The sequence below is a fragment of the Hyunsoonleella sp. J2K-J805 genome, from assembly GCF_057167125.1.
The window spans coordinates 837,126-862,576 of sequence record NZ_CM169901.1 but is presented as its reverse complement, the minus strand read 5'-3'; the positions used below and the strand labels follow the sequence as shown (position 1 = coordinate 862,576).

The following is a 25,451-nucleotide window of genomic DNA, read 5'->3' as shown; positions in this document are numbered from 1 at the left end:
TTAGCACTTATTTTTTTACAATGAAGTTGGAATGAATAAATTGCGAATTGGTCTGCTGGTTAACAGTTCTTTAGTGCCGGCATGGACATATAAAATGATTGAAGTTATTAATGCTTCTAATCATTCGGAAATAGTTTTGGTGGTAAAAAAGCAACCACAAAAGGCAAAAAAACAGCCCTTATTGAAATCCTTGTGGAGCCAGAGAAAACAATTAGTTTATGTATTTTATGAAAAGTACGAAAATAAATTTCACCATGTAAAACACGATGCTTTTAAGCCAAAGCGCCTTGAGGATGTAGTAGATTGCAAGGAAATCGTTGTGGATCCAAAGGAAACTAAGTTTAGTCACTGGTTTTCAGATCAGGATGTCGAAAAGATTAAATCAGAAAATATAGATGTTCTCGTTAGGTTAGGATTTAAGATTTTACGAGGTGATATTTTAAAATCTGCTAAATATGGTGTTTGGTCTTTTCATCATGGAGACAATAACGTTAATAGAGGAGGACCTGCTGGTCTCTGGGAAGTTTTTGAACAATGGAATGAAACTGGAATTGTTCTTCAGATTTTAACTGAAGACCTTGACGGCGGAATAAAATTAGCAGAAAGCTATTCCAAAACAGATTTCACAAGCGTAAGAAAAAATAAAAGTAATTATTACTGGAAGGCCCTATCACTAATCCCACGAAAACTAAACGAACTACATAATTTAGGAGAGGAAAACTTCTTTAACAATACTTCTCAAAGCAACCAAACCCCATATCTATACTATAATAGGTTATATACTATTCCGAGTAATAAAGAAGCTCTTAAAGGTGTTTACAATATTTTTTATAGAAAATTAAAGGAAAAAATATCAGGTTATTTCTTTTTTGAGCAATGGGTGTTGCTATATAAGATAAACAAAGAGCACAAGCCATCAAAATCTATTTTTAGATTTAAGAAAATATTACCTCCAAAAGATAGATTTTGGGCAGATCCGTTCATAGTTGAAAGAGACGATAAGTATTATATCTATCTTGAGGAATTAATTTTTTCAGATAATAAAGGAACAATCTGTTTGATGGAAATGGGCCAAAAAGGTAATTACACCACACCCCAAGTTATTATTGAAAAGGATTACCATTTATCTTACCCCTTTATCATTGAAGACAACGATGAGCTGTACATGATACCTGAAACAGCACAAAATGGTACTATTGAACTGTATAAATGTACGGGCTTTCCTGATAAGTGGGAATTAGAAAAGGTACTTATGAATGATGTTTATGCCGTGGATTCTACAATTTTAAAAAAAGATGGAAAGTATTGGCTGTTTTGTAATATTAGAGAGAATATGGGAGCTTCGTCCTTTGATGAATTATTCCTGTTCTATTCGGATACTCTAGTCACAGATAACTGGACACCTCACCCCAAGAACCCCATTGTTTCAGATGCTAGGTCTGCAAGACCTGCAGGGAATATATTTATGGAAAACGGTAGGCTTTTTAGGCCTGCACAGAATTGCTCAAAGCGGTATGGCTATGGACTTAAAATTAAAGAAATAATTACTATTAGCGAAAACGATTATCAGGAAATAGAAGTACAATCAGTTTATCCAAACTGGGAGAAAAATGTTTTAGGTACGCATACATTTAACTGTAAAGGTCGACTCACAATAATGGATGCGTCACTGAAAAGAAGGAAATAAAAAACAAAGTATATTATCTATCTTAGAAAATAAAAGAGGGAGTAGCTACTCCCTCTTTTATTTTTTTAGTCAAAACCAAATTCAGAATACCATTTACTTAAAACATAAACCTTCCAGATATTTGCCGTATGGTTCTTTTTTCCTTCCATGTGTTCATTCAATAGCTTTTTAAATTTAACTACATTAAGATTTGGAACCTTATTCAAAAACTCATCATTTAGTGAAGACATAAACTCATCCTTTAATTCATTTCTCATCCATTCTGCGATAGGTACAGCAAACCCCTGTTTTGGTTGATTAAATGTTTCCTCTGGGATGTAGTCGTTCAAGATATCTCTTAAGATTCTTTTTTGCCTTCCTTTTTGATATCTGTAAGATATGGGAAGTGATCTGGCATATTCAATAACTCTGTAGTCTAAAAATGGGCTTCTTACTTCAACAGAGTAAGCCATACTTGCTCTGTCCACTTTAACATTGCTGTCATTCTCAAGCCAAAGTTTAATGTTCAAATCTGCAGCTTTCTGTAAAAAAGTTTTAGACCATTTTTTATAATCTTGATAATGCTGCATGTACTCTTGTTTCTTTTCTAATAACAAGAATCCTTTCCTAGAAAATATATTCTCAATAAAGTCATTTTTTGTCTTAGTCCTTAAAGCGTTTTTAACTCTATGGGAGTTCAAACCAAATGGTTTAAGAAACAAAGGGTTAGACAATATTTTTCTAATAAAAAAAGGTATTTCCATTATTCGTTCATTTTTCACCAATGAATCAAAATAAGGATATCCTATAAAACTTTCATCTCCTCCATCTCCTGATAAGGCTACGGTAACATGCTGTTTTGTTACCGAATTCAACAATAATGATGGTAAAGCAGAACTATCTGCGAATGGCTCATCATATACCTCAGCAAGCTTGGGAATCAGTTTTAGAAAATCCTTTGGCCCGCAAATAGTGGTAGTGTGATTGGATTTTATAATTTTGGAGTATTCTTCTGCTTTTTTACTTTCATCAAAATTAGGGTCCTCAAAACCAATTGAAAAAGTATTTATTTGGGTATTGGATACCTCTGCCGCTAAAGCTGAGACGAGAGCAGAATCAATACCACCGGATAGAAATGTACCTATAGGGACATCGGATTGCAACCTTATTTTAACCGCGTCCTTTAAAAGTGTATGCAACTCTTTTTTCGCGTCTTCATAAGATATCTCTTTTATCTTTACTTTCTTTAAATTCCAGTACTCGGAAATATTAACTTCGTTCTTATTTAAGTCAATCTCCATATAGTTGCCTGGAGGCAGCTTATAAACATTCTTAACAATTGTGTAGGGACTAGGCACAAACATACAATCCAAAAACATGGAGATAGCATCTTCATTGATTTTTTTACTTTTTAATAAAGGACGAATTTGACTACAAATTTCAAATTTATTGTCATCCCAGTAGTAGTAGAAAGGTTTTACACCAAGCCTGTCGCGTGCTGAAAATATTATGTTCTTTTCGGTGTCATAAATCGAAAACGCAAACATACCGTTTATTTTGTCTAGCATGTCTTTTCCCCAAGCACGATAACCAACCAATAATACCTCAGTATCGCTTTCGGTATTAAATTCATAACCATCCTTAATCAGTTCTTCTTTTACATCTAAATAATTGTAAATCTCTCCGTTAAATACAATATGAAGATTGTTATAAGTCATAGGTTGGTTTGACCTAGGATCTAAATCAATAATCGAAAGTCTCAAATGTCCTAAAATCACATCATTAACTTTTTCAATGCCTGTATGGTCTGGGCCTCTGAAAGAAATAGAGTCTAATTTAGATTTCACCTCTTCCTTGGAGTATGGAATGTTACTTATATATATGCCGCACATATTTATTTTTTGTGTAAAGCAAGCATATATTTTTTATAAATACAATATAATAGAGATAAAATCTACCAAACGATTAAAAGAAGAGATGTTTTGAAATGATAAAATACTTTCGATGGCTTTACTCGAATCTGGTAAAATGAACCTCGCTAAAGTAAAAATCGGTGATATGCAAAGTTTATCCATAAACATATAACGAAATGTATTTAACCGATTTTAAATACATTTTTAGCGAAATAAGGGAATTGTTCTCTTTTCGAAGTAAAACAATTACTAAATTTACCGTCACAAAACGAAATTAAATTGATTAATAGCAAAGTTGGATTTAATAGAGTATTGTAAATTAATTTTGTCTTTATCCCTCTAAAACGACAAAATTTAGAATACAAACAATTTTAAGTCTAATAGAAATTTTGAATATTAGTTATTGATTTTGTTTTCTTCTTCTAAAAGAGGGAATACCAAAAATGAATTTGACTAGTTAGTTGCTGTTAAAGCGAATAATTGTAATAATGTTGACCAAAACAAAAATATATTTATCGTCACCCCACATGGGTGGTATGGAAAGAAGCTTTGTTGAAGAGGCTTTTAGTACAAACTGGATTGCTCCATTAGGACCAAATGTTAATGGTTTTGAAAAGGATATTGAAGATTATCTTGGAGGAAAAAATAAGGTTGCGGTATTAAGCTCAGGAACAGGTGCTATCCATCTGGCATTAGTAATGCTTGGGGTAACCAAAGGAGACGAGGTTTTATGTCAGAGTTTTACGTTTTCGGCTTCAGCTAACCCCATTATGTATTTAGGAGCTACTCCAATTTTTATTGATAGTGAAGCAGATACTTGGAATATTTGTCCTGATCTTTTAGAAATAGCTATTAAAGATAGAATAGAGAAGAATAAAAAGCCAAAGGCTATAATAGCCGTTCATTTGTATGGCATGCCATACAAGGCAAAAGCAATTAATGAAATAGCTGAAAAATATAATATTCCTGTCATTGAAGATAGTGCAGAAGCCCTTGGTAGTACATATATGGATAAACCATGTGGTACTTTGGGTACGTATGGAGTGCTGTCATTTAACGGTAATAAAATTATTACTACCTCTGGAGGAGGAGCATTAATTACTCAAAATGAAACAGAGAAAAATAAAGTAGTACATCTATCAACACAAGCGCGAGATAATGCACCACATTACGAACATTCAAAAGTTGGATATAACTACAGGATGAGTAATGTTGTTGCTGGAATTGGAAGAGGGCAGATGCAGGTGCTAGATGAAAGAGTCGAAGCAAGACGAAGAAATTTTGAATTTTATAAGAGAAACTTAGAAGCCTATAAGAATATAGAATTTCTAGATGAACCCGATGGTTTTTTCTCTAATAGATGGTTAACGTGCATTAAAACAGGTTCATTTGAACAGAGAGAACGAATAAGGCTAATCCTTCTTGAGGACGAAATAGAATCCAGACCTCTATGGAAGCCTATGCATGTACAACCAGTTTTTAAAGACTTTTTGCATTTTACAAATGGTGTGTCAGAAGATTTATTTGAAAAGGGGCTTTGCCTACCGAGTGGTTCCAATTTGACAGATGACGACTTAAATAGAATATTAAGTATTATAAAAAAAACCCTAGATTAAAACCTAACTAATACTCTCACTTATGATTAAGAATTACTTTTCCCATTATTCCCAGAAATTTGCCTCTAAATGGTTGGTTTTTGCAATTGATTTGGCGATAGTATCAATAACATTTTTCATTGTTTATTTTGTACGATTTAACTTTACTTTGAATTTTGATTTAAATCAATTTTTCGTACAAGTACCTATCCTATTATGTTTGGCAGCCATAAGTTTTTTAATAGTTGGTTCGTTTAAAAGTATCATTAGGCATACAGGCTTTGCCGATGTAGTAAATGTTTTCAAGGCAATTGTTGTAATGGTTGTTCTAAACACTATGGCGGTATTGATAAATGCAGCGTTTAATTTTGTTGATAGTTTTACAATTCCTAAATCAATAATAGTAACACACGCCTTGTTTAGCTTTGTTGCCCTAAGTGGATGTAGGTTAATTTTTAAAATCGTATATAATCATTTAAAATTGACATTTACGTCGACTAGAAATGTAATGATTTATGGTGCCGGTGATTCAGGGATTATTACTTACAATACCTTATTAAACAATACCAAGACGAATTATAATATTCTGTATTTCATTGATGATGATCTCAAAAAGAAAGGAAAATTAATTAATGGAATTAGAATAATGCCCCTAATGGATGTAGATGAGGATTTCATAAGGCGATTTGAAGTGGATGAGATTATTGTGGCTGCCCAGAGCATTGATACAAGCAACCTTATTAGTATGGTTGATAATTTAATTGATTTTGATGTAAAAATTAAAAAAGTACCACCCATTGAAGATTGGATTAATGGTGAGTTTAATAGCAATCAGATTAAACAATTTCAAGTTGAGGATTTACTGGGTAGACCGCCTATTAACATAGACAACCCTAATCTTCTGAATGAGTTTACGGGAGAGACAGTTTTAGTTACTGGTGCTGCTGGTTCAATAGGTAGTGAATTGGTTAAACAACTATCTAATTTCAATCTTAAAAAGCTTATTTTGGTTGATCAGGCTGAATCTGCGTTATATGATGTTCAACAAGACTTGAAAAGAGATGGAAAGTATAATTATGTTGCAATTGTTGCTGACATCCGAGATGGATTAAGGATTGATACCATTTTCCAACAAGAAAGACCAACCATGGTTTTCCATGCCGCTGCATATAAGCATGTACCATTAATGGAAAAATCTCCTTACGAAGCAATCAAGATTAATGTCAATGGAACAAAATTGTTAGCTGATACAGCTTCGAGGTACAACGTTAAGAAGTTTGTTTTCGTATCAACTGATAAAGCTGTGAATCCTACTAGTGTGATGGGTGCTACCAAACGCATGGCAGAAATGTATATTTCTTGTTTACAAAAAGAGAGTAAAACAAAATTCATCACTACTCGTTTTGGCAACGTACTAGGCTCAAATGGATCTGTTATCCCTCTGTTCAAGAAGCAAATTGAAAAAGGAGGCCCTTTAACATTGACGCACAAGGAGATCACACGTTATTTTATGACAATACCTGAAGCTGCGCAGTTGGTTTTAGAAGCTGGTACTATGGGTAAAGGCGGTGAAATTTTTATTTTCGATATGGGTGAATCAGTAAAGATTTTTGATCTAGCGAAAAATATGATTAAACTCTCTGGATTAAGCTTTCCAGAAGATATAGATATAGAAATTACAGGACTGAGACCTGGTGAGAAACTATATGAAGAACTTCTTGCCAATGGCGAAAATACACTTTCAACATACCACAAGAAAATTTTAATTAGTAAAACTAGAGAACTGGAGTATGCTAAAATAAAAGCAGAAATTGAAGAACTTTGCATTACCAATCGTTTTCAAAACTCTAGTATTGTTTTAAAAATGAAAAATATTATTCCGGAATATAAATCGAACAATTCAAGTTATGAGAAGTTTGATAAAAGAGTACAAATATTTAAAAAGGCTAAGGGATTGACAGATAATAGTTCTAAAGACGGATCAGTTTTTAAGTCAGTACAGTAGATTTTTTAAAAAATACCTTGTATATTTCCCCAAATCTTTAACAAAATGATTTTTAATTCTATTAAAAAGCAATATTTTATCTTAAGTATTGTTGTAATTTCATTATTTTCATGTGCTTCAAGGCAAGAAGTGGTTTATTTTCAAACCGCTAAGGATTTTGAGACTATAGTTGATACTAATACATTTACCCCTAAACTTAAAGTAAATGATATTATTAGTATTTATGTTTCCACTTTTGATTTAGAAGCAGTTGAACCTTTTAATTTGAAAAAAGGGCAAACAGATAGTGGTAAACTTCAATATATAGATTACTTGATTGATATTGATGGTAATATTGATTATCCAGTACTTGGCAAAATCAAATTGATTGGATTGAGTGTTGAACAAGCTAAGGAATTACTTAAGCAAAAGCTATCAGATTACCTAAAAGATCCCATAGTAAATATTAGAATACTTAATTTTAGAATTGCAGTTTTAGGTGAGGTCAATCAACCTGGTATGTATGACGTGTCAGGAGAGCGTATTACTCTTTTAGAGGCAATAGCTTTAGCTGGGGACTTAAAAATTAAGGCTAAAAGGGAGAATGTATTGGTAGTGAGAGATTTCAATGGAACTAAAACTTACACTAGAATAGATTTAACCAATAAGGAGTTATTTAATTCTCCAGTTTATTTTTTAACACAAAACGATGTCGTATATGTTGAACCGAACAAATCGGCTATAACACAGGCATATTTTGACGGAAGAGTTGGAGCAGCCATTTCTGTTGCTTCTATAATAATAACTTCTACCGTAATTTTATTGACAAGACAAAATTAATTTAGTTATGGATAATATGTCAAGTAAAAATAGCGGCAAAACTCAGGATAAGTTTGATATAGTTAAAGTACTAAGATTGTACTTTAAAGAGTGGAAGTGGTTTACAGTTTGTTGTATAATATCTCTTGTAATAGGATTCTTTTATTTGCGATATGCTACACCAGAATACAATGCTTACGCTATGATTATGTTGGTAGATGATCAACATGTAGCAACTCCAGCAGAAACACTTCTAAAGGACTTAGGGCAAATTTCGCCTACCGAAAGTAAAAAAATTGAAGACGAAATAGAAGTGCTAAAGTCTAGAAGGTTGATGAAACGCGTTGTTGATAGCTTAAATCTTAACATAAGTATTTATGTTAAAGGCAGACTTCACGATAAACAGTTTTACCCAAATAGCAAGGCACCTATCAAGTTGAGTTTTATTAAATCAGATTCAATAATTAATTTATCCTGGCTCGATTTTAGTCTTAAAGCTAATTCTGAAACTTCTTTTGATTTCACATACATTGATCCAGATAGCGAAGAAGAAATATTGGGCAAAGGAGTCTTTGGCAGTAATATATCAACCCCAGTTGGTGACATTATTATTACTCCAAATGTTACCAATGTTTCCAATTTAGTTGGGCAAGATATCTTTGTTAATATAACCCCTGTAGAAAGTGTAGCAGAATCTTATAAAAAAACTATTTTAATTGCTCAAACGACTAAACTTTCTAAGGTTTTAAATATTTCATTTAATGATCCTGTAAAACTCAAAGCTAAACATATTGTTGATGAGTTGATTGATGCTTATAATAGGTCTTCTATTGAAGAGAAGCAGAAAAAATCAAAAAACACAGCACAATTTATAAATAATAGAATTGATTTAATCTCGAGTGAACTATCACAGGCCGATGACGCAATTGAGTCTTTTAAGACGGGTAATAGGCTTACAAATATTACTTCTGAAGCTGATATCTATTTAAAGTCGGGTACACAAACGGAAGCAGAACTCGCTAAAAGCCGTACAGAGTATGGTTTAATCAATTATATGAAGAGTCAGGTAAATGAAGATGATTTGGCTAGGATACCTGCAAATTTAGGTACCGATCCAGCAATTAATAACTTGGCTGCCAAGTACAATACTTTATTGGATGATAGAGATAGATTGTTAAGCAGTTCTAATGAGAAAAATCCTATTATTGTAAATCTAGATCAGCAGATAAATAACATTAAAAACAACCTTAAAGAGAGTTTAGATAATTCTGCAAAGTCCATGCGATTAAAAATTAATAGCCTTGAAAATCGATCTGCTAAGATAAGCTCTAAAATTTATGCTGTTCCTGGACAAGTTAGAAAGTCTAGGGATATTGAGAGAGAACAAGGGATAATAGAATCATTGTACCTTTATTTGTTACAAAAGCGGGAAGAGGCTACAATATCCTTGATTTCTACATCGCCAAACGCCAAAATAGTGGATAGAGCTCGTTACAAGAGTAAACCAGTAGCGCCAAATCAACCTATAATATACTTGGCTTCACTTGTTATCGGTTTAGGTATTCCTTTTGCTTTTTTCTATGTGAAGGATTTATTGGATAATAAAATTCACAACAAAGAGGATTTAGAAAAAGAAATTTCTAATATTACTATCCTTGGAGAAATTCCGCATTTCTCGGGAACTAAAAAGGTTGAATTAATTAAGAAAAACGATAGATCAATTCTATCTGAATCCTTTAGAATTATAAGAACTAATTTAGATTATGTTCAACGGGGTAAGGATACTAAAAAATATGATAATGTGGTTTATGTTACATCCACAATCAATGGTGAAGGTAAGTCTTTTGTTAGTGTCAATTTAGCTCTTACCTTGGCTAATACTGGTAAAAAGGTATTATTGATTGGGGCTGATATTAGAAATCCTCAAATTTTTTCAGCTATTAAAACGGCAACTGATAAAGAACGATCTAATATTGGTTTGACCGAATACTTGGTGGATGAATCATTAACCTTGAAAGAGACAGTAAATCCTTATAGTTTAAATGATGTCAGAATTGATATTATGCTATCTGGAAAGGTGCCTCCTAATCCCGCAGAGCTTTTGATGAGTGATAGAATGAAGGATTTATTTGATCTTGTCTCAGAGGAGTATGATTATGTTGTTGTGGACACGGCACCATCCATGTTAGTTACTGATACATTATTAATTAGTCAATATGCGGGACATACAATTTTTGTAACTAGAGCTGGCTATACTGAAAAAAGAATACTTAATTTTGCAAAAGAGCTTCATGACGATGATAAACTAAATGGAATGATGCTTGTCGTTAATGATGTAAAGCAGTCTAACTTTGGTTATGGCGCTAAATATGGATACTATGGTACACCAAAAAAGAAAAAATGGTATGCTTTTGGAAAATCATAAAAAAAATCCAGTTATAAGTTTATAACTGGATTTTTTTATTGATCTAAATTTTAATTTGAGTAGTATTTAAAAGCTTTCAAAATAACACTTTCATCAACCAAACAATCAATTTTACATTTGCCTATCGATTCTAAAAGCACAAAATTAATATTACCGTGATTATTTTTCTTGTCATATTTTAATAGTTCAATAATTGGCGATAAATCTTCGTATTTGAATTCTACTTTGCCATAATAACTAGTAAATAGTGTTTTAATGTTTTCTGCTTTTTCTTTAGAAAATTTTAGTAGTTCGGTAGAAATATAACTTTCTAAAATCATTCCTATGGCTATTGCTTCTCCGTGCAATAAGGTTGTTTTATTTTCATTACTTAAAAAGTAAGATTCTATGGCATGACCTAGGGTATGCCCAAAATTCAAAGTTTTTCGCAATCCATTTTCATAAGGGTCTTGCACTACAACATCCCGTTTTATAATTACAGATTCATGAATCAATTCATCTAAATCATCTAACATAAGCTTAGATAGGTCTTGAAACTTATTCCAGTAACTTTCACCGGTTATCAACCCGTGTTTAAGCATTTCGGCTAAGCCAGAGCGCATTTGTTCTTTGGGCAGTGTGCTTAAAAAACTTGTATCGATCAAAACCAAATCTGGATCTTTTATAACTCCAACTTGATTCTTTAGGTGGCCTAGGTCCACACCGGTCTTTCCGCCAACTGACGCATCTACCATTGATAATAGAGTAGTTGGCACATTTACAAAAGTTATTCCTCTTTTAAACGTACAGGCTACAAAACCGCCTAAATCGGTAATTACGCCACCACCAATATTAATCATTAAACTTTTTCTGTCAGCATCCAGATCGGAAAGCGCGTTCCAAACACCAATACAGGTATCTATTGTTTTATTAATTTCACCAGATTCAATTTCAATTATCTCGATAATTTTATCTGTATCTAGCTTTTCTAAGAATTGAGGCAAACAGTATTCATGCGTATTTTCATCTACCAAAACAAAAATTTTAGAAAAATTGTTTTCTTGTACATATTGGTTTAAAGTGCTGTAGCACTTTTTGTTAAAGTGAATTATACTGTCATTTGCCTTAATAGAATCCATTAAAAAATATTGTTTATTAGAGGGCATGAAATTAAGGAGATTTTATATAAAATGATAGCGTCGCTATAATTATCTTTACGAAAAAAACTTTCTTATGACTACTGATTTGATTTTTGATAATACAGAAATCGCCTTTTCTTTAAAAACAGATTCTGAGCTAGAGCGTGCTTATTTTTTATTTAAAATGATTTCGGTAGAACCGTTGGTAAGGATCGGAACTGCTGCAACTAATTTTGCATTAAAAGCCAATTTACCCATAGAAGGGTTGATACGTTCTACCGTATTTGACCATTTTTGTGGTGGTATTAATGAGGAAGATTGTTTGCCAGTAATAGATAGAATGTTTGAAAAAGGGGTAAGTTCTGTTTTGGACTATTCAGTTGAGGGTAAGGAAAGCGAACAAGAATTTGATAATGCACTAAAAACAGTTTTGAATATTATTGAATTTGCCAAGGCTTTAGATGCCATTCCTATTGCTGTTTTTAAACCTTCTGGTTTTGGACGTTTTAAGCTTTATAAAAAGAAAAACGAAAATTTAGAGTTGAATGCCGAGGAGACTGAAGAATGGAAAAGGGTAGAGGATAGGTTTCATGCTGTATGCAAGAAGGCAAAAGCTTATGATGTGGCTGTATTAATTGATGCAGAGGAAAGTTGGATTCAGAATGCTGCAGATGCTTTGATAACCAAAATGATGAAGATTTATAATACCGAAAGGCCAATTGTATATAATACTTTACAGATGTACAGGCACGATAGGATGTCGTTTTTAAAGAAGGAACATGCTAAGGCAAAGACTGAGGGCTATTATCTTGGTTATAAAGTGGTGAGAGGAGCATATATGGAGAAAGAAAATGAAAGGGCCGAAAGGAAAAACTACGAATCGCCAATTTGTATAAGTAAACAGGCTACTGATGAAAATTTTAATAATGCTCTACGATATATGACGGATCATCTGGATTGTATGTCAATTTTCGCAGGCACACATAATGAAGATAGCAGCTATTTGTTAATGCAATTAATGGATGAAAAGCAGATATTAAATAACGACCCGCGTATTTGGTTTGGACAGTTATATGGTATGAGCGATCATATAAGCTTCAATTTAGGACATTTGGGATATAATGTTGCGAAATACGTGCCATTTGGACCTGTAAAAGATGTAATGCCCTATTTGATTAGAAGAGCAGAGGAAAACACCTCAGTTGCAGGACAAACAGGTAGAGAATTGGCTTTGATAAAAAAAGAGAAACAAAGGCGAAAACTAAAATAAGCTTAGCATATACTTTTTAAAATTTCTTTCATCTGCGGAAAGGTAGTTTTGTAATTTACTGTATAAAGTTTTTCCAAGTCTGATCCCATTTCGCACTTAGTCTTTTTGACTAAGTAGAATATTTTTTTGTGTTTTGAAGGAACAAGCGTTTCGTCTGCTGTCGTAATGGCTTCATGAAGTTTTTCTCCAGAAGTAAGATTCGCAAAGTTTATTGCTATTTTATTTTCTGCTTTATATGCAGAAATCAATACTTCGGCCAAATCGATTATTTTTATTGGCGTTCCCATATCAAAAGACACTTTATTATGACCACTCATGTCAAGTTTGGCTAACTCTAAAATTAAATTGCATGCTTCATTCTTGTCAATAAATAGTCTTGTTGCCTCCTTATTTGTAATCGTAATTACCCCACCGGTTTTTATTTGTTTAATGAACAATGGAACAACTGAACCGTTAGATCCAAAAATATTACCAAATCGCGCGGAAATAAACCTAGTAGATTTTGAATTGATATTTAGATTTGATAAATACGTTTCAGCTATGGATTTTGTCATACCCATAACTCCAATAGGTTCAACAGCCTTGTCAGTAGAAATGAAAATAAATCTTTTTGAATGATACTCTAAGGCTAGTTGCGCAAGCAATTGAGTTGCAAAAATATTTGTTTTTATGGCTTCATATGGATTTTCTTCTACCAAGGAGACATGTTTATAAGCTGCTGTATGAAATACAAAAGTTGGCCTATAAACCTCAAAAAGATGCGTCATATGAACTTTATCTCTTATGTCTCCCAAAACGAATTCTAGATTACTTTGAAAATTTAGGGAAGTATTCCTCTTTAAGAAAAATAGAGGGGTTTCCGCATTATCCAAGAAAATAAGCTTTTTGAATTTTGTTGAGCATAATTGTTCTGCGAGTCCACTTCCAATTGAGCCTGCAGCCCCAGTAATTAATATTACCTCTCCTGAGAAGTCATAAGTATTTGTATTATTAATTAAAGGTTCACCTGCTGAAAGTATTCCAGACGACTCAATTAAACTTTTAATCCTTTCAAAAACGGTAGTATCCATTTAGACAAAACGCACTTAAGTGGTGAAAGTATTAATAATTAGAGGATATTCCAATAATGGTTACTTAGCAATAACCCTATAAACGGTCTTAAGTATCAATTTCAAATCAAAAAAGAAGTTCTGTTTTTTTAAATAAAGCTTATTGTACCTTAATTTATCAGGAATAATTGTCTCGATAAAAAACTTCTCAGGGTCTTTAGCTTTTTTTAGCAATTCTACTTCATTTCGATATTCCAAGGATGCTAATCCAGTTATACCCGGTTTCATTTTAAATATAATCAAATCGTCTTGAGAATAGAAATTTACATAGTATCTAAGTTCTGGTCTTGGACCGACAAAACTCATATCGCCTTTAATGATATTGAAAAGTTGTGGAAATTCATCAATCTTATATTTTCTTAAAAAATATCCTATTTTGGTAACTCTAGCGTCATTGTCCCCAATAGTTAATAATCCTTTTTTTTGGGATTTAATGTACATGGTTCTGAATTTGTAGATGTTGAATTCCTTGTTATGTTGACCCACGCGCTCTTGAATAAACAAAACAGGTCCTTTGGAACCAAGTTTTATAATTATGGCAATTATAATTAGGATAGGAAATAGAACTACCAAACCCAAAATAGAAAAAACAAGGTCGAATACACGTTTTATCATTTCCTAAAAGACAAATTATTCACCTTTACTAGGCTATCACAATTCTCAACAGTTATTTCAATAGTTTTATCATTTAGACTACTTTCAATTAAATAGATGCCACATGGTTCTTGCCTTGGCGTACTTTTAGAAAAGTTTACATCACCAGTTTTTAATAGCTCCTTTATGGTATTGGCGTCATACTGCTCCAGAACCTTATTGGAGAACTCTTTAGATTTAGAATTGATATTTTTTAAAACCCGTGCTTCAGGACCATAAGCACAAGATGTTTTTTTTCCACTTAAGAAAAAGGCCAAAATTATGAGTCCTATTGAAAAACCACCAAGATAGTAGCCTATGCGTTGAATAAGTTTCATTTATAATAGTTAAAATAGTAGAGCGTAACTTAAAAGATCAAAAGATTAATGTCACTGTGCTTTAAATCAAACCACTCACCAACAGATTTGTTTGTTAAAATACCATGGTAAAAGTACAACCCATTTTTTAAACCTTTATCAAATCTTAAAGAATTTTCTATACCGCCATCTTCGGCTATTTTCATTAAGTAAGGTGTGAAAATATTACTAATTGAGATAGATGCAGTTCTAGAATATCTTGCGGGAATATTAGGCACGCAGTAGTGTATAACACCATGCTTAACAAAAGTTGGCTCTATATGTGAGGTAACTTCACTAGTTTCAAAACAACCTCCCATATCAATACTTACATCAATAATTACAGCGCCTTTTTTCATGTGTTGCACCATGGCTTCAGAAACTACAATAGGTGCTCTGTTAATACCTCTCACAGCGCCTATAACTACGTCACATCGTTTTAAAGCCTTTATCAGGTTTTTTGGCTGAATGGTTGAAGTAAATAATGATCTTCCTAAATTAGTTTGTATACGTCTTAGTTTGGTAATGGAATTATCAAAAACTTTAATACCAGCACCTAAACCAATAGCGCTTCTTGCTGCATACTCTCCAACTGTTCCAGCTCCTAGAATAACAACTTCAATAGGAGGTACACCACTAATGTTTCCGAGCATTAAACCAGAACTATTTTTACCATTTGACAGCAGTTCAGACGCAATTAAAACCGATGCTGTTCCCGCAATTTCACTTAAGGAGCGCACTGCTGGATAGGTACCATCCTCATCTTTTATAAACTCAAATGCCAGGGCTGTGATACGTTTTGCTGCTAAAGCTTCAAAATACTTTTTAGTTTGTGTTTTTAGCTGAAGTGCAGAAATTAAGATGGCCTGTGGATTCATCAATTTAATTTGCTCCAAACTTGGTGGCTCAACCTTTAGAATCATTGGGCAGGAATACACTTTTGTAGTGTCACTTGATATTTCGGCACCAGCCTCACTATAATCCTTGTCACTAAATCTAGCACCTTTTCCTGCACCAGACTCTATTAAAACCCTATGGCCATTACTTACTAAAGCGGATACCGCATCAGGAGTTAAGCAAATTCGGTTTTCTTGATAAGTTGTTTCTTTGGGAACACCTATATAAAGTTGCCTTTTATGCTTTAAAATTTCTAATTTTTCTTCTTGTGGAAGTAATTGTTGCTTTGTAAAAGGCGACAAGGATTGAGACATCTTAGTAGTGTTTATCAAAATTGAAATTACAAATATTTTTGGTTTTACGAATATTTTATATGCTAATAATTTGGTTGTCCCGCATATTGTTTGAAAATAAGTAGGAATATAAGTTAAACAACTTGCGGTATTTGCACATTATACTTTAATTTAATTATTCTAATTTTGTATAGTAAATTCCATTGATGCATTACAGAATTACATTCCTTATAATGTTGCTATTTTCTTCTTTAGGATTCTCTCAAAATTACAGTATTGAAGGGGTTGTAAAAGACGAGAAGGATTTAGAAATTGCATATGCAAATATAGTACTGGAAGACGCCGAAAACCCTGCGCTGTTATTGGGAACAACTACTGATGAAAAGGGTTTTTTTAAGTTTGATGATTTAAAGCCAAAAGCGTACCAACTAACTATAAGTTTTCTAGGGTTTAATAGTTTTTTAACAAAAATAAAGTTAACGGGTAATGTTGATTTTAAAACAATTATTTTAAAAAAAACTGAAGAAGCTCTTGACGAGGTAGTTGTTACCGCTAAAAGGCCTACGGTTAAGCGCTTGGTAGATCGTATTGTTTTTGATGTTGAAAACTCCACATTGTCCAACAGTAACGTTTTAGATGTTTTGAAACATACCCCCGGAGTTATTGTTAGAGACGGTTCTATTTCTGTAAAAAATACGCCGCCTGTTGTATATATAAATGATAGGAGAGTGCACTTGTCTGCCGATGAAGTTCAACAGCTTTTAGAGGCAACACCTGCAAATAATATTAAATCTATAGAGGTAATCACCAATCCACCAGCAAAATATGACGCAGAAGGAGGTGCTGTTTTAAACATAAAAACTAGTAAAAACATTATTGCTGGGTATCATGGTAGTGTTTTTAGTAATTATAATCAAGGATTTCAGTTCCCTAAGTTTTCTTTAGGTACAAGTCATTTTTTTAAATCTAAAAAACTAAGTGCTTATATTAATTATAATATCAGTCCACGTAAAGATTTCAGAAATAATTTAGAGGCTATTAATTTTATAGATAATAATAATATTGTATCTACTTGGAATACGGATTTCAAACGAGAAAGAGAATCTGATAACCAAAATATTACCGGTACTATTAATTACGATTTTAACGAGCGAAACAGCATAAACTTTACTGCTAATACCTTAATAGCTCCCAGAGATAATTCCAGAACTAGGGTAAATAGCTTAACAGAGATATTAGGTGCGAATCAGGCTCTCGACTCTACTTTTAGAACTTTCAACAATTTAGTTTCTGAAAAATTCAATCTGGCATTTTCGTTAGGATATATACATAAATTTGAAAGAGATGGCGAGCAACTATCTATAGATTTACACCATACAGATTACGATTTTTCAGAGTTTCAAAATGTAGATACCGGATATTTTTTACCTGGAGCCTCCTCATCTTTTAGGGATAACAGATTTCAGACGTTCTCTAGTCAAGAGATAAAACTAATGACAGGGCAAATAGATTATAAACTACCTTCTGAAGATGGTTCTAAATTTGAAGCAGGCATAAAAGCAGTTAGCATAAACTCTGATAATGTTTTAGACCAATTTAATTTTGAAAATAATATCCCTGAACAAGATCTAGATAATTCAGATGTTTTTATATACGATGAAAAAAACTTCGCTGGCTATGTTAGTTACGAGAAAGATTGGGAGCATTGGAGCTTAAAGGCGGGGTTAAGGGTTGAAGTTACCGAGACCGAAGGCGAATCGATATCAACCAGCTCAACCAATACAAATGAGTATACAAATTTGTTTCCTTCTTTTTATGTATTGAATAGGTTAGACAATAAAGATGAAATATACTTTAGTTACAATAGGCGTATTTATCGGCCAAGATATAGAGAGTTAAATCCATTTAGATATTTTTTAAACGATAATGCTTTTATAACTGGAGACCCAAAGTTGCTTCCAGAAATAGATGATAGTTTTACTTTAGGATATACTATAAACGATATATTCACTTTTGAGGCTTACTATCGTTATGAAAAGAACCCTACTTTAGAGTTGCCGATTCAGGATAATGATAATAGGCTCTTGAAATACGTATTTACGAATATAGATCATAATGAATCTTATGGTTTAGATTTTACCACTTATACTGAAATTGCAAAAGGATGGAATCTATATGTACTATCTTCATTGTTTTTTTATGAAAACAATTTTTTCGCAGTTGGAACTAATAACCAACTTCAAAGTAATGAAAGATGGTCCGTATATGCTAATGTCGTGAATTATTTTAGTATTTTAAAAGACAATAGTTTGACTGCTGATATTGGTGTAGATTATATTAGCTCTATATTTATAGGCCCAAGTGATATTAGTGAAAGACTGGGTGTGGATATTAATCTAAATAAAACGTTTTGGAATAATAGAGCATCATTAAATATTGGTGTTCGAGACTTATTTAATACCAGAAATTTTTCGCAAACAACACGATATTTAAACCAAGATTGGTTTGTAGATTCAAATTTAGAGAACCGATTATTCGTGTTAGGTTTTAACTATAAATTTGGAAATTATAGACTAAACGCAAAGCGTAAGGAAATTGATCTTAATGAGCGAGATCGTCTAGAGAAGGAATAACGTATTAAAAATACTGCTTTATTTTATCCCAGAAATTTTTAGGGGACATTTTAAATTCTTCTTCTAATTCTTCAAGAGATTTTGTCGCTTCGTTGATTTTATTAAATATTCTGGCTCTAACAAGATAAATTGATGGAATAACAACGGCCATAATGGGAATCATATAAATAAGTAGGAAAGCATCTAAATCCTGATCTTGGAAGAACAAATCGAATATCTGATATATATACATAGCAATAGGTACTAAAAGGGCATGATACCACCAATGCCTGTTTGTAAAAAACCAAATAAATAATAAAATTAAAGGAACGGCTTTTCCTGTAAAAATCCACATTACTAAATTGGCGTTCCCCCAACTTTTACTATCATACGAAAACAAAAAAGTGTCCCAAATTTGACTACTTGGGACACTATTATACAGTGAAAATAAATAGGGAGTTACGGCAATAAGTGTAGCTATAAGACTCCCTTTTAATAGATTAATTTTCTTATCCGCTTCTTGGGACTTTGAATGGCTTTCTTTCAATTTTTGATGTTTGTTCTGCATCTAGGTTGTATTGGTTAGCTGCGTTAGCTAAAAACAACATGCCTCCGAAAATTGCGATTGCAATTACATACTTTTTTGTTTTCATTTCTTTAAGGGATTTAATTAATTAATTATTACCTCAAAGGTAGATAAAGACTAAGGTTACAACTTTCGTTAAATGTTAAAATTATGTTAAAAACATTAATTTTTAAAATTCTTGCTGTGGGTTTCCCGTAATCTTATAAAAAATATATGAGTTATGTTGGTTTTTCCATGCTGCGTTTGGGTTTCGGTTAAGTTTATATTTTAAATTTTCAGCTTAATTTTTCTCAACATTTCATGGTTTTCTTCTAAAAAAATATCGCAATAATTATCTGATAAAAGTGGTTTGATAATATCTGGCCACTCGATAATAATCCAGTTATCCGAATATAAATATTCTTCAATACCAAAATTATAAGCTTCTTCAATATCACTTATTCTATAAAAATCAAAATGATACAACAAGCCATCATCCAACAGGTACTCGTTAATAATTGAAAACGTAGGACTACTTACTTCATCTTTGCTGCCTAAAGCCTTGGCAATACTTTTTACCAACGTTGTTTTACCAACTCCCATCTTACCATGAAGTAGGATGGTCTTGGAGTTTACCATTTCAATTAGTCGCTCTGCAACATCGTCAACTTCATCTAAGCGATAAGTAATGTCCAAATCAATCATTCAATTTAACGCAATATTAAGCATAAAAAATCAAAAAAACTAACAAAAAACGTATTTCATCGATGTTTTTTGTATTACAAGGAATTATTTGGGGCTGAAAACTGTAAATGGAATTATCATTTCTTCAAGTGAAACACCGCCATGTTGGTAAGTATTTCTGTAGTAACTAACATAGTGATTGTAGTTATTTGGGTACGCGAAAAACAAGTCTCCTTTCGCAAAAATAAAAGAGCTACTCATGTTAATTGTGGGTAAATGAATGTTTTTGGGCTCATCGGCAAAAAGTACATCTTTCTTTTCAAAAGTTAAGCTTCGCCCTGTTTTGTAGCGTAAGTTTAGGCTGGTGTCTCTATCGCCAATTACCTTTGATGGATTTTTTACATTAATGGTACCATGATCTGTAGTTAGTATCAACTTAAACCCGAGCTGTTGCGATTGCTGAATCATTTCTAAAAGAGGCGAGTTTTTAAACCAGCTAAGTGTCAGGGAGCGGTATGCTTTATCATTTGAAGCCAATTCCTTAACCACTTCCATCTCTGTTTTGGCGTGTGAAAGCATATCTACAAAGTTGTAAACAACAACTGTTAAGTCGTTATTTTTTAATGACTTAAAGTTCTCAACCAATTTCTTCCCATTTTTTAAGTTGGTAATTTTGTGGTATTCATAACTTAAATGGTTTAATCCCAAGCGCTGCATTTGGGCTTCTAAAAAATCAGCTTCATGTAAATTTCTTCCGCCTTCATCAGTATCATTTTTCCAATATTGCGGATACAGTTTTTCCATTTCACTTGGCATTAACCCAGAGAAAATGGCATTTCTTGCATATTGCGTTGCAGTTGGGAGTATACTAAAAAAGGCTTCCTCCTTTTCCTTTTTATAATAATTATTTATTACTGATTCAAAAACCTTCCATTGATCATATCTTAAATTATCCACAACCACTAATAGCGTTGGCTGTTCCTGGCTTAGTTCTGGAACAATTTTTTCTTTGAACAATGTGTGGGACATTATTGGGGCGTCCTCATGATCATCAAACCAATTGGGGTAATTTTTATCTATAAACTTACCAAATTGAATATTAGCTTCCGTTTTTTGAGACTCCAAGATATCAAACATCCCTGCATCTTCTATGTCCTCTAATTGAATTTCCCAATAAATTAATTTTTGATATAAATTTACCCAATCTTCATAAGAATTTACCATAGCTAAATCCATGGCTATTTTTCGAAATTCCTGTTGATAATTTGAAGTGGTTTTTTCAGATACTAACCTAGAATGGTCTAAATTCTTTTTTAATGAAAGTAGAATCTGATTTGGGTTAACAGGTTTTATTAAGTAATCCGCTATCTTATTGCCAATAGCTTCTTCCATAATATACTCTTCTTCACTTTTGGTAATCATAACGACGGGCACACTATCCTTTTTTGCCTTAATCTCATTTAAGGTTTCCAAACCTGTGAGTCCGGGCATATTTTCATCCAAAAAAACAATATCAAAATTCTTTTCATCAATAATATCAATGGCCTCTGTACCACTATTGCAAGTTGTTACTTTGTAGTTTTTCTTTTCAAGAAATAAAATGTGAGGTTTTAACAAATCAATTTCGTCATCAACCCAAAGTATATTAATCATGTTGTTTCTATTTTATTGCATGTGGCCCTAAATTGGACTTCATATAATTATATTTGTAAAAATTAGTAAAGCTTCAAAGTTTGAATAAACTCAAAATATTAAACGACCCAATTTACGGATTTATTACTATTCCAAATTCGTTGGTTTTCGATATCATTCAGCATAAATACTTTCAGCGGCTTAGAAGAATTACTCAAATGGGCATGTCTTATTTGGTGTATCCTGGAGCGCACCATACAAGATTTCATCATGCTATTGGTTGTATATATCTCATGCAAAAAGCTGTGAATGTACTTCGTTATAAGGGGGTTACAATTTCTAGGGAAGAGGAGGAAGCCTTAAACGTTGCCATTTTATTGCACGATATTGGTCATGGTCCGTTCTCACATGCTATGGAACATAGCATAGTAAATGGTGTATCCCACGAGCAAATTTCGCTGTTGTTTATGGAACGTATAAATGAAGAATTTAACGGAAGTTTAACGCTTGCTATTAAAATATTTAAGGGAGAATACCATCGTCCGTTTATGTGTCAACTTATATCTAGTCAATTAGATATAGATCGTGCAGACTATTTAAAACGCGATAGTTTTTATACGGGTGTTGCTGAAGGCAATGTAAATAGTGAGCGTTTGATTACAATGCTAAACGTTGTTGATGATAATTTGGTGGTTGAAGAAAAGGGGATTTACAGTGTTGAGAAATTTATAATTGCCCGCCGTTTTATGTACTGGCAAGTGTATTTACATAAAACAGGTTTGGTTGCAGAACAATTGTTGATGCGGGTTTTATCAAGAGCAAAGGACTTAACAAAGAAAGGTTGGGATTTAGAAGCTAGCGCAGCACTACAATATTTTTTGAAGAATGATATTTCAATTGAAGAATTTTCAAGCGAAACCCTAGACGTTTTTCACGAATTGGATGATTATGATATTGTATCCGCAATGAAATCGTGGAAAACCAGTGATGATTTTGTGCTTAGAAATTTGTGCAACATGATAATTAATAGAGAACTACTTAAGATAAAAATAAAGAGCAAACCCATTAAGGACAAGGATTTAAAAAAGCATACCAGTAGACTGGTTGAAGAGCACAATGTAACGATTGAAGAGGCTGAATACTTTGTGTTTACAGGAGATATTTTTAATCAAGCGTATCAAACCAAAAAGCAGAATATTAATATCTTATACAAATCTGGAAAAATCCAAGATATTGTAAAAGCTTCAGATCATTTAAATCTTCAAGCACTATCAAAACCGGTAACTAAATATTATATCTGCTACCCGAAATAAAATTTGATTGCTACATTTGAGATTTTCAAATTGTTCACAACCGTAGAATATCTTAAGAAACAGGGCGTTATAACTTTAGTACATTTTTCCTATTTTTGCTCAAATTATTAAAATTCAACTAACTTAAACCGTGTGAAGTTCACAGCACAACAAATAGCAGATATTTTAGAAGGAGATGTTGTTGGAGATGCAAATATTGAAGTATCAAAACTTGCAAAAATTGAAGAGGGGGTTAAAGGCACTCTAACGTTTTTGGCTAACCCTAAATATACGTCTTACATTTATTCTACAAAAGCTTCAATTACTATTGTGAGTAAGGATTTTGTCCCCGAAGAAAACATCACAACCACACTTATTAAGGTTGATGATGCTTATAAATCCTTTTCAAAACTTTTAGAATATTACAATCAAGTAAAGTTGAATAAGTTTGGTGTTGAGCAACCCTCATTCATTGCAGATACTTCTTCTTATGGAGAAAACATTTATATAGGAGCGTTCTCGTACATTGGAGAAAATGTTGAGATTGGCGAAAATGTAAAGATTTTTCCAAACACATATATTGGTGATAATGTGAAAATTGGAGATCATACTATAATTTTTGCCGGAGCCAAAATATATTCAGAATGTGTTATAGGAAATAACTGTGTTATTAATTCTGGAGCTATTATTGGAGCTGACGGGTTTGGTTTTGCGCCTAACGAACATGGAGAATACCAAAAAGTGCCACAAACTGGTAATGTGATTTTAGAAGATTTTGTAGACATTGGAGCCGCTACGACTATAGACAGGGCTACATTAGGTTCAACTGTGATACGAAAAGGAGTGAAATTGGATAATCAAATTCAAATAGCACATAATGTTGAAATAGGCAAAAACACAGTAATCGCTGCTCAAACAGGTGTAGCAGGTTCCACAAAGATTGGAGAAAATTGCCAAATAGGCGGTCAAGTAGGCATTGTGGGCCATATCACTATTGGTAATAATGTAAAGATTCAAGCCCAATCTGGTATTGGTAGAAATGTAAAAGATAATGAGGTGCTGCAAGGTTCCCCAGCATTAGCTTATGGGGATTATAATAAGTCCTATGTACATTTTAAAAACTTACCTAAAATTGTCAAAAAATTTAACGATATAGAAAAAAGCTATGGCAATAGTTAATACAGATACTAAACAAAAAACTATAAAAAATGAGGTGTCACTTACCGGCGTTGGTTTACATACTGGCAAAAATGTCACCTTAACCTTTAAACCGTCAACAGCTAATTCTGGTTTAGCTTTCAAAAGAGTGGATTTAGAAGGCGCGCCTCTGATTGAAGCCGATGCAAATTATGTAACAAATACCCAAAGAGGTACATGTTTGGAAAAGAATGGTGTTGTGATTCAGACTTCAGAACACGTATTGGCTGCTTTGATAGGATTAGACGTTGATAATGCTATAATAGAACTTAATGCTTCTGAACCACCAATTATGGATGGGTCTTCAAAATTTTTCATTGAAGCTCTAGAGGAAGCTGGTATTGTAGAATTGGATGCCACTAGAGAAGAATTTGTAGTTTCTGATGTGATTTCATATACCGATGAAGAAAGTGGAAGTGAGATTTTAGTGATGCCAGCTAAAGAATATCAAATAACTACTATGGTGGATTTTGGTACAAAAGTTTTAGGCACGCAAAACGCTACACTGAATCAGATTTCAGATTTTAAAGATGAAATAGCAAACTCCAGAACTTTTAGTTTTTTGCATGAAATTGAAATGCTTTTGGAGCACGGTTTGATAAAAGGAGGTGATTTAAATAATGCCATTGTTTATGTTGATAAGCCCTTATCACCCGAAACTATGGAAAAACTGAGAGTGGCTTTTAATAAAGATAATATTGCTGTAAAGCCTAACGGCATTCTTGATAACTTGACATTGCATCACCCTAATGAGGCGGCAAGACATAAATTATTGGATGTTCTTGGAGATTTAGCACTTGTTGGAACGCGAATTCGCGGAAAAATTATTGCCAATAAACCAGGACACTTTGTAAATACACAATTTGCCAAAAAACTTTCCAAAATAATCAAGAATGAGAGACGCAATAATGTGCCAAATGTTGATTTGAATCAGGAACCTCTAATGGACGTGACTCAAATCATGGCTATGTTACCACATCGTCAGCCATTTTTACTTTTGGATAAGGTGTTTGAATTGACTGATAAGCATGTAGTTGGAATGAAGAACGTCACCATGAATGAAGAGTTCTTTAAAGGACACTTTCCAGGAGCACCAGTAATGCCAGGAGTTTTAATTGTAGAAGCTATGGCGCAGACGGGTGGTATTTTGGTATTAAGCACTGTGCCTGATCCTGAAAATTACTTGACATTTTTTATGAAAATGGATAATGTTAAATTTAAACGAAAAGTAAGTCCTGGCGATACGCTTATTTTTAAATGTACATTAATTACCCCTATAAGACGTGGAATCTGCCATATGCAAGGTTTCGCTTATGCAAATGGGAAGTTATGTGCCGAAGCAGAATTAATGGCACAAATTTCTAAAGTAAAATAATTAAAAAGTAAAATAA

The 25,451-nt window shown here is 32.9% G+C and carries 20 protein-coding genes; 10 read left to right on the top strand and 10 right to left on the bottom strand.

The annotated features are described in order from the left end of the window. Positions 1–31 precede the first annotated feature (31 nt). Entirely contained in the window at positions 32–1,687 is a 1,656-nt protein-coding gene (locus AC1B0Z_RS03815) for a glucosamine inositolphosphorylceramide transferase family protein (protein ID WP_483794228.1), read from the top strand. A 65-nt stretch (positions 1,688–1,752) separates the two neighbouring features. On the opposite strand, the gene asnB is transcribed toward AC1B0Z_RS03815, so the two are convergent. Further along, positions 1,753–3,558, bottom strand: a complete 1,806-nt coding sequence (asnB, locus tag AC1B0Z_RS03810) for an asparagine synthase (glutamine-hydrolyzing) (RefSeq protein ID WP_483794227.1) — start codon at positions 3,556–3,558, stop codon at positions 1,753–1,755. Positions 3,559–4,115: 557 nt separating this feature from the next. Here asnB and AC1B0Z_RS03805 point away from each other — a divergent pair. From AC1B0Z_RS03805 to AC1B0Z_RS03790, 4 genes are read left to right on the top strand one after another with little or no spacing between them, the layout of a single operon-like run. Next, positions 4,116–5,195 carry a DegT/DnrJ/EryC1/StrS family aminotransferase gene (locus AC1B0Z_RS03805; protein ID WP_483794226.1) on the top strand — a complete coding sequence of 360 codons (1,080 nt, stop codon included), beginning with the start codon at positions 4,116–4,118 and terminating at the stop codon, positions 5,193–5,195. Positions 5,196–5,217: 22 nt separating this feature from the next. Then, entirely contained in the window at positions 5,218–7,179 is a 1,962-nt protein-coding gene (locus AC1B0Z_RS03800; RefSeq protein ID WP_483794225.1) for a polysaccharide biosynthesis protein, read from the top strand. Positions 7,180–7,224: 45 nt separating this feature from the next. Then, positions 7,225–7,998, top strand: coding sequence for a polysaccharide biosynthesis/export family protein (locus AC1B0Z_RS03795; RefSeq protein WP_483794224.1), 774 nt, complete (start codon positions 7,225–7,227; stop codon positions 7,996–7,998). 7 nt (positions 7,999–8,005) lie between these two features. Continuing rightward, positions 8,006–10,402: a GumC family protein gene (locus tag AC1B0Z_RS03790; protein WP_483794223.1), complete on the top strand. Its 2,397-nt coding sequence runs from the start codon at positions 8,006–8,008 to the stop codon at positions 10,400–10,402. 50 nt (positions 10,403–10,452) lie between these two features. On the opposite strand, the gene aroB is transcribed toward AC1B0Z_RS03790, so the two are convergent. Next, the gene (gene aroB, locus AC1B0Z_RS03785) at positions 10,453–11,520 is read right to left on the bottom strand and encodes a 3-dehydroquinate synthase (RefSeq protein WP_483794222.1); all 1,068 of its coding nucleotides are present in this window, start codon (positions 11,518–11,520) and stop codon (positions 10,453–10,455) included. A 94-nt stretch (positions 11,521–11,614) separates the two neighbouring features. Between aroB and AC1B0Z_RS03780 the strand changes: the two genes are divergently transcribed. Next, complete coding sequence (locus AC1B0Z_RS03780; protein ID WP_483794221.1) at positions 11,615–12,790, top strand: proline dehydrogenase family protein; 1,176 nt, start codon at positions 11,615–11,617, stop codon at positions 12,788–12,790. A 2-nt stretch (positions 12,791–12,792) separates the two neighbouring features. Here the strand turns inward: AC1B0Z_RS03780 and AC1B0Z_RS03775 are convergent, their stop codons facing one another. Genes AC1B0Z_RS03775 through AC1B0Z_RS03760 form a run of 4 tightly spaced genes read right to left on the bottom strand, consistent with a single transcriptional unit; the run spans position 12,793 to position 16,099 of the window. Then, positions 12,793–13,860: a UDP-N-acetylglucosamine 4,6-dehydratase gene (locus AC1B0Z_RS03775; protein WP_483794220.1), complete on the bottom strand. Its 1,068-nt coding sequence runs from the start codon at positions 13,858–13,860 to the stop codon at positions 12,793–12,795. Between the two features lie 60 nt (positions 13,861–13,920). Beyond that, entirely contained in the window at positions 13,921–14,514 is a 594-nt protein-coding gene (locus AC1B0Z_RS03770) for a sugar transferase (RefSeq protein ID WP_483794219.1), read from the bottom strand. Next, positions 14,511–14,870 (bottom strand): hypothetical protein, encoded by a 360-nt coding sequence (locus AC1B0Z_RS03765; RefSeq protein WP_483794218.1) that lies wholly within the window; start codon positions 14,868–14,870, stop codon positions 14,511–14,513. Before AC1B0Z_RS03765 ends, AC1B0Z_RS03770 begins: the two co-directional genes overlap by 4 nt. A 29-nt stretch (positions 14,871–14,899) precedes the next feature. Further along, a complete protein-coding gene (locus AC1B0Z_RS03760; RefSeq protein WP_483794217.1) occupies positions 14,900–16,099 on the bottom strand; it encodes an alanine dehydrogenase in 1,200 nt (399 codons plus the stop codon). A gap of 185 nt (positions 16,100–16,284) precedes the next feature. Between AC1B0Z_RS03760 and AC1B0Z_RS03755 the strand changes: the two genes are divergently transcribed. After that, entirely contained in the window at positions 16,285–18,711 is a 2,427-nt protein-coding gene (locus tag AC1B0Z_RS03755) for a TonB-dependent receptor (protein ID WP_483794216.1), read from the top strand. Positions 18,712–18,715: 4 nt separating this feature from the next. On the opposite strand, the gene AC1B0Z_RS03750 is transcribed toward AC1B0Z_RS03755, so the two are convergent. The 4 genes from AC1B0Z_RS03750 to porX form a co-directional block, all read right to left on the bottom strand. Then, complete coding sequence (locus AC1B0Z_RS03750; RefSeq protein WP_483794215.1) at positions 18,716–19,237, bottom strand: hypothetical protein; 522 nt, start codon at positions 19,235–19,237, stop codon at positions 18,716–18,718. Beyond that, positions 19,200–19,343 (bottom strand): hypothetical protein, encoded by a 144-nt coding sequence (locus AC1B0Z_RS03745; protein WP_483794214.1) that lies wholly within the window; start codon positions 19,341–19,343, stop codon positions 19,200–19,202. The genes AC1B0Z_RS03750 and AC1B0Z_RS03745 overlap by 38 nt, the downstream gene beginning before the upstream one ends. Positions 19,344–19,543: 200 nt before the next feature. After that, a complete protein-coding gene (gene tsaE / locus AC1B0Z_RS03740; RefSeq protein ID WP_483794213.1) occupies positions 19,544–19,960 on the bottom strand; it encodes a tRNA (adenosine(37)-N6)-threonylcarbamoyltransferase complex ATPase subunit type 1 TsaE in 417 nt (138 codons plus the stop codon). Between the two features lie 84 nt (positions 19,961–20,044). Continuing rightward, positions 20,045–21,592, bottom strand: coding sequence for a T9SS response regulator signal transducer PorX (gene porX / locus AC1B0Z_RS03735; protein ID WP_483794212.1), 1,548 nt, complete (start codon positions 21,590–21,592; stop codon positions 20,045–20,047). Positions 21,593–21,672: 80 nt separating this feature from the next. Here porX and AC1B0Z_RS03730 point away from each other — a divergent pair, with 80 nt between their 5' ends. The 3 genes from AC1B0Z_RS03730 to AC1B0Z_RS03720 all read left to right on the top strand — a co-directional run bounded on the left by AC1B0Z_RS03730 (position 21,673) and on the right by AC1B0Z_RS03720 (position 25,435). Then, on the top strand, positions 21,673–22,884 hold the full coding sequence (locus AC1B0Z_RS03730) for an HD domain-containing protein (protein ID WP_483794211.1): 1,212 nt from the start codon (positions 21,673–21,675) through the stop codon (positions 22,882–22,884). 132 nt (positions 22,885–23,016) lie between these two features. Further along, the gene (gene lpxD / locus AC1B0Z_RS03725; RefSeq protein WP_483794210.1) at positions 23,017–24,042 is read left to right on the top strand and encodes a UDP-3-O-(3-hydroxymyristoyl)glucosamine N-acyltransferase; all 1,026 of its coding nucleotides are present in this window, start codon (positions 23,017–23,019) and stop codon (positions 24,040–24,042) included. Then, positions 24,029–25,435 carry a bifunctional UDP-3-O-[3-hydroxymyristoyl] N-acetylglucosamine deacetylase/3-hydroxyacyl-ACP dehydratase gene (locus AC1B0Z_RS03720; protein WP_483794209.1) on the top strand — a complete coding sequence of 469 codons (1,407 nt, stop codon included), beginning with the start codon at positions 24,029–24,031 and terminating at the stop codon, positions 25,433–25,435. Before lpxD ends, AC1B0Z_RS03720 begins: the two co-directional genes overlap by 14 nt. Positions 25,436–25,451: the final 16 nt, after the last annotated feature.

Excerpts from the sequence above, each read along its gene's own strand:
- AC1B0Z_RS03795 (WP_483794224.1), top strand. The coding sequence starts at position 7,225 with ATGATTTTTAATTCTATTAAAAAGCAATATTTTATCTTAAGTATTGTT.
- AC1B0Z_RS03770 (WP_483794219.1), bottom strand. The coding sequence starts at position 14,514 with ATGATAAAACGTGTATTCGACCTTGTTTTTTCTATTTTGGGTTTGGTA.
- asnB (WP_483794227.1), bottom strand. The coding sequence starts at position 3,558 with ATGTGCGGCATATATATAAGTAACATTCCATACTCCAAGGAAGAGGTG.
- AC1B0Z_RS03720 (WP_483794209.1), top strand. The coding sequence starts at position 24,029 with ATGGCAATAGTTAATACAGATACTAAACAAAAAACTATAAAAAATGAG.
- tsaE (WP_483794213.1), bottom strand. The coding sequence starts at position 19,960 with ATGATTGATTTGGACATTACTTATCGCTTAGATGAAGTTGACGATGTT.
- porX (WP_483794212.1), bottom strand. The coding sequence starts at position 21,592 with ATGATTAATATACTTTGGGTTGATGACGAAATTGATTTGTTAAAACCT.
- AC1B0Z_RS03775 (WP_483794220.1), bottom strand. The coding sequence starts at position 13,860 with ATGGATACTACCGTTTTTGAAAGGATTAAAAGTTTAATTGAGTCGTCT.
- AC1B0Z_RS03805 (WP_483794226.1), top strand. The coding sequence starts at position 4,116 with ATGGAAAGAAGCTTTGTTGAAGAGGCTTTTAGTACAAACTGGATTGCT.
- AC1B0Z_RS03745 (WP_483794214.1), bottom strand. The coding sequence starts at position 19,343 with ATGAAAACAAAAAAGTATGTAATTGCAATCGCAATTTTCGGAGGCATG.
- AC1B0Z_RS03765 (WP_483794218.1), bottom strand. The coding sequence starts at position 14,870 with ATGAAACTTATTCAACGCATAGGCTACTATCTTGGTGGTTTTTCAATA.
- AC1B0Z_RS03790 (WP_483794223.1), top strand. The coding sequence starts at position 8,006 with ATGGATAATATGTCAAGTAAAAATAGCGGCAAAACTCAGGATAAGTTT.
- aroB (WP_483794222.1), bottom strand. The coding sequence starts at position 11,520 with ATGGATTCTATTAAGGCAAATGACAGTATAATTCACTTTAACAAAAAG.
- AC1B0Z_RS03800 (WP_483794225.1), top strand. The coding sequence starts at position 5,218 with ATGATTAAGAATTACTTTTCCCATTATTCCCAGAAATTTGCCTCTAAA.
- AC1B0Z_RS03780 (WP_483794221.1), top strand. The coding sequence starts at position 11,615 with ATGACTACTGATTTGATTTTTGATAATACAGAAATCGCCTTTTCTTTA.
- AC1B0Z_RS03755 (WP_483794216.1), top strand. The coding sequence starts at position 16,285 with ATGCATTACAGAATTACATTCCTTATAATGTTGCTATTTTCTTCTTTA.
- AC1B0Z_RS03815 (WP_483794228.1), top strand. The coding sequence starts at position 32 with ATGAATAAATTGCGAATTGGTCTGCTGGTTAACAGTTCTTTAGTGCCG.
- AC1B0Z_RS03760 (WP_483794217.1), bottom strand. The coding sequence starts at position 16,099 with ATGTCTCAATCCTTGTCGCCTTTTACAAAGCAACAATTACTTCCACAA.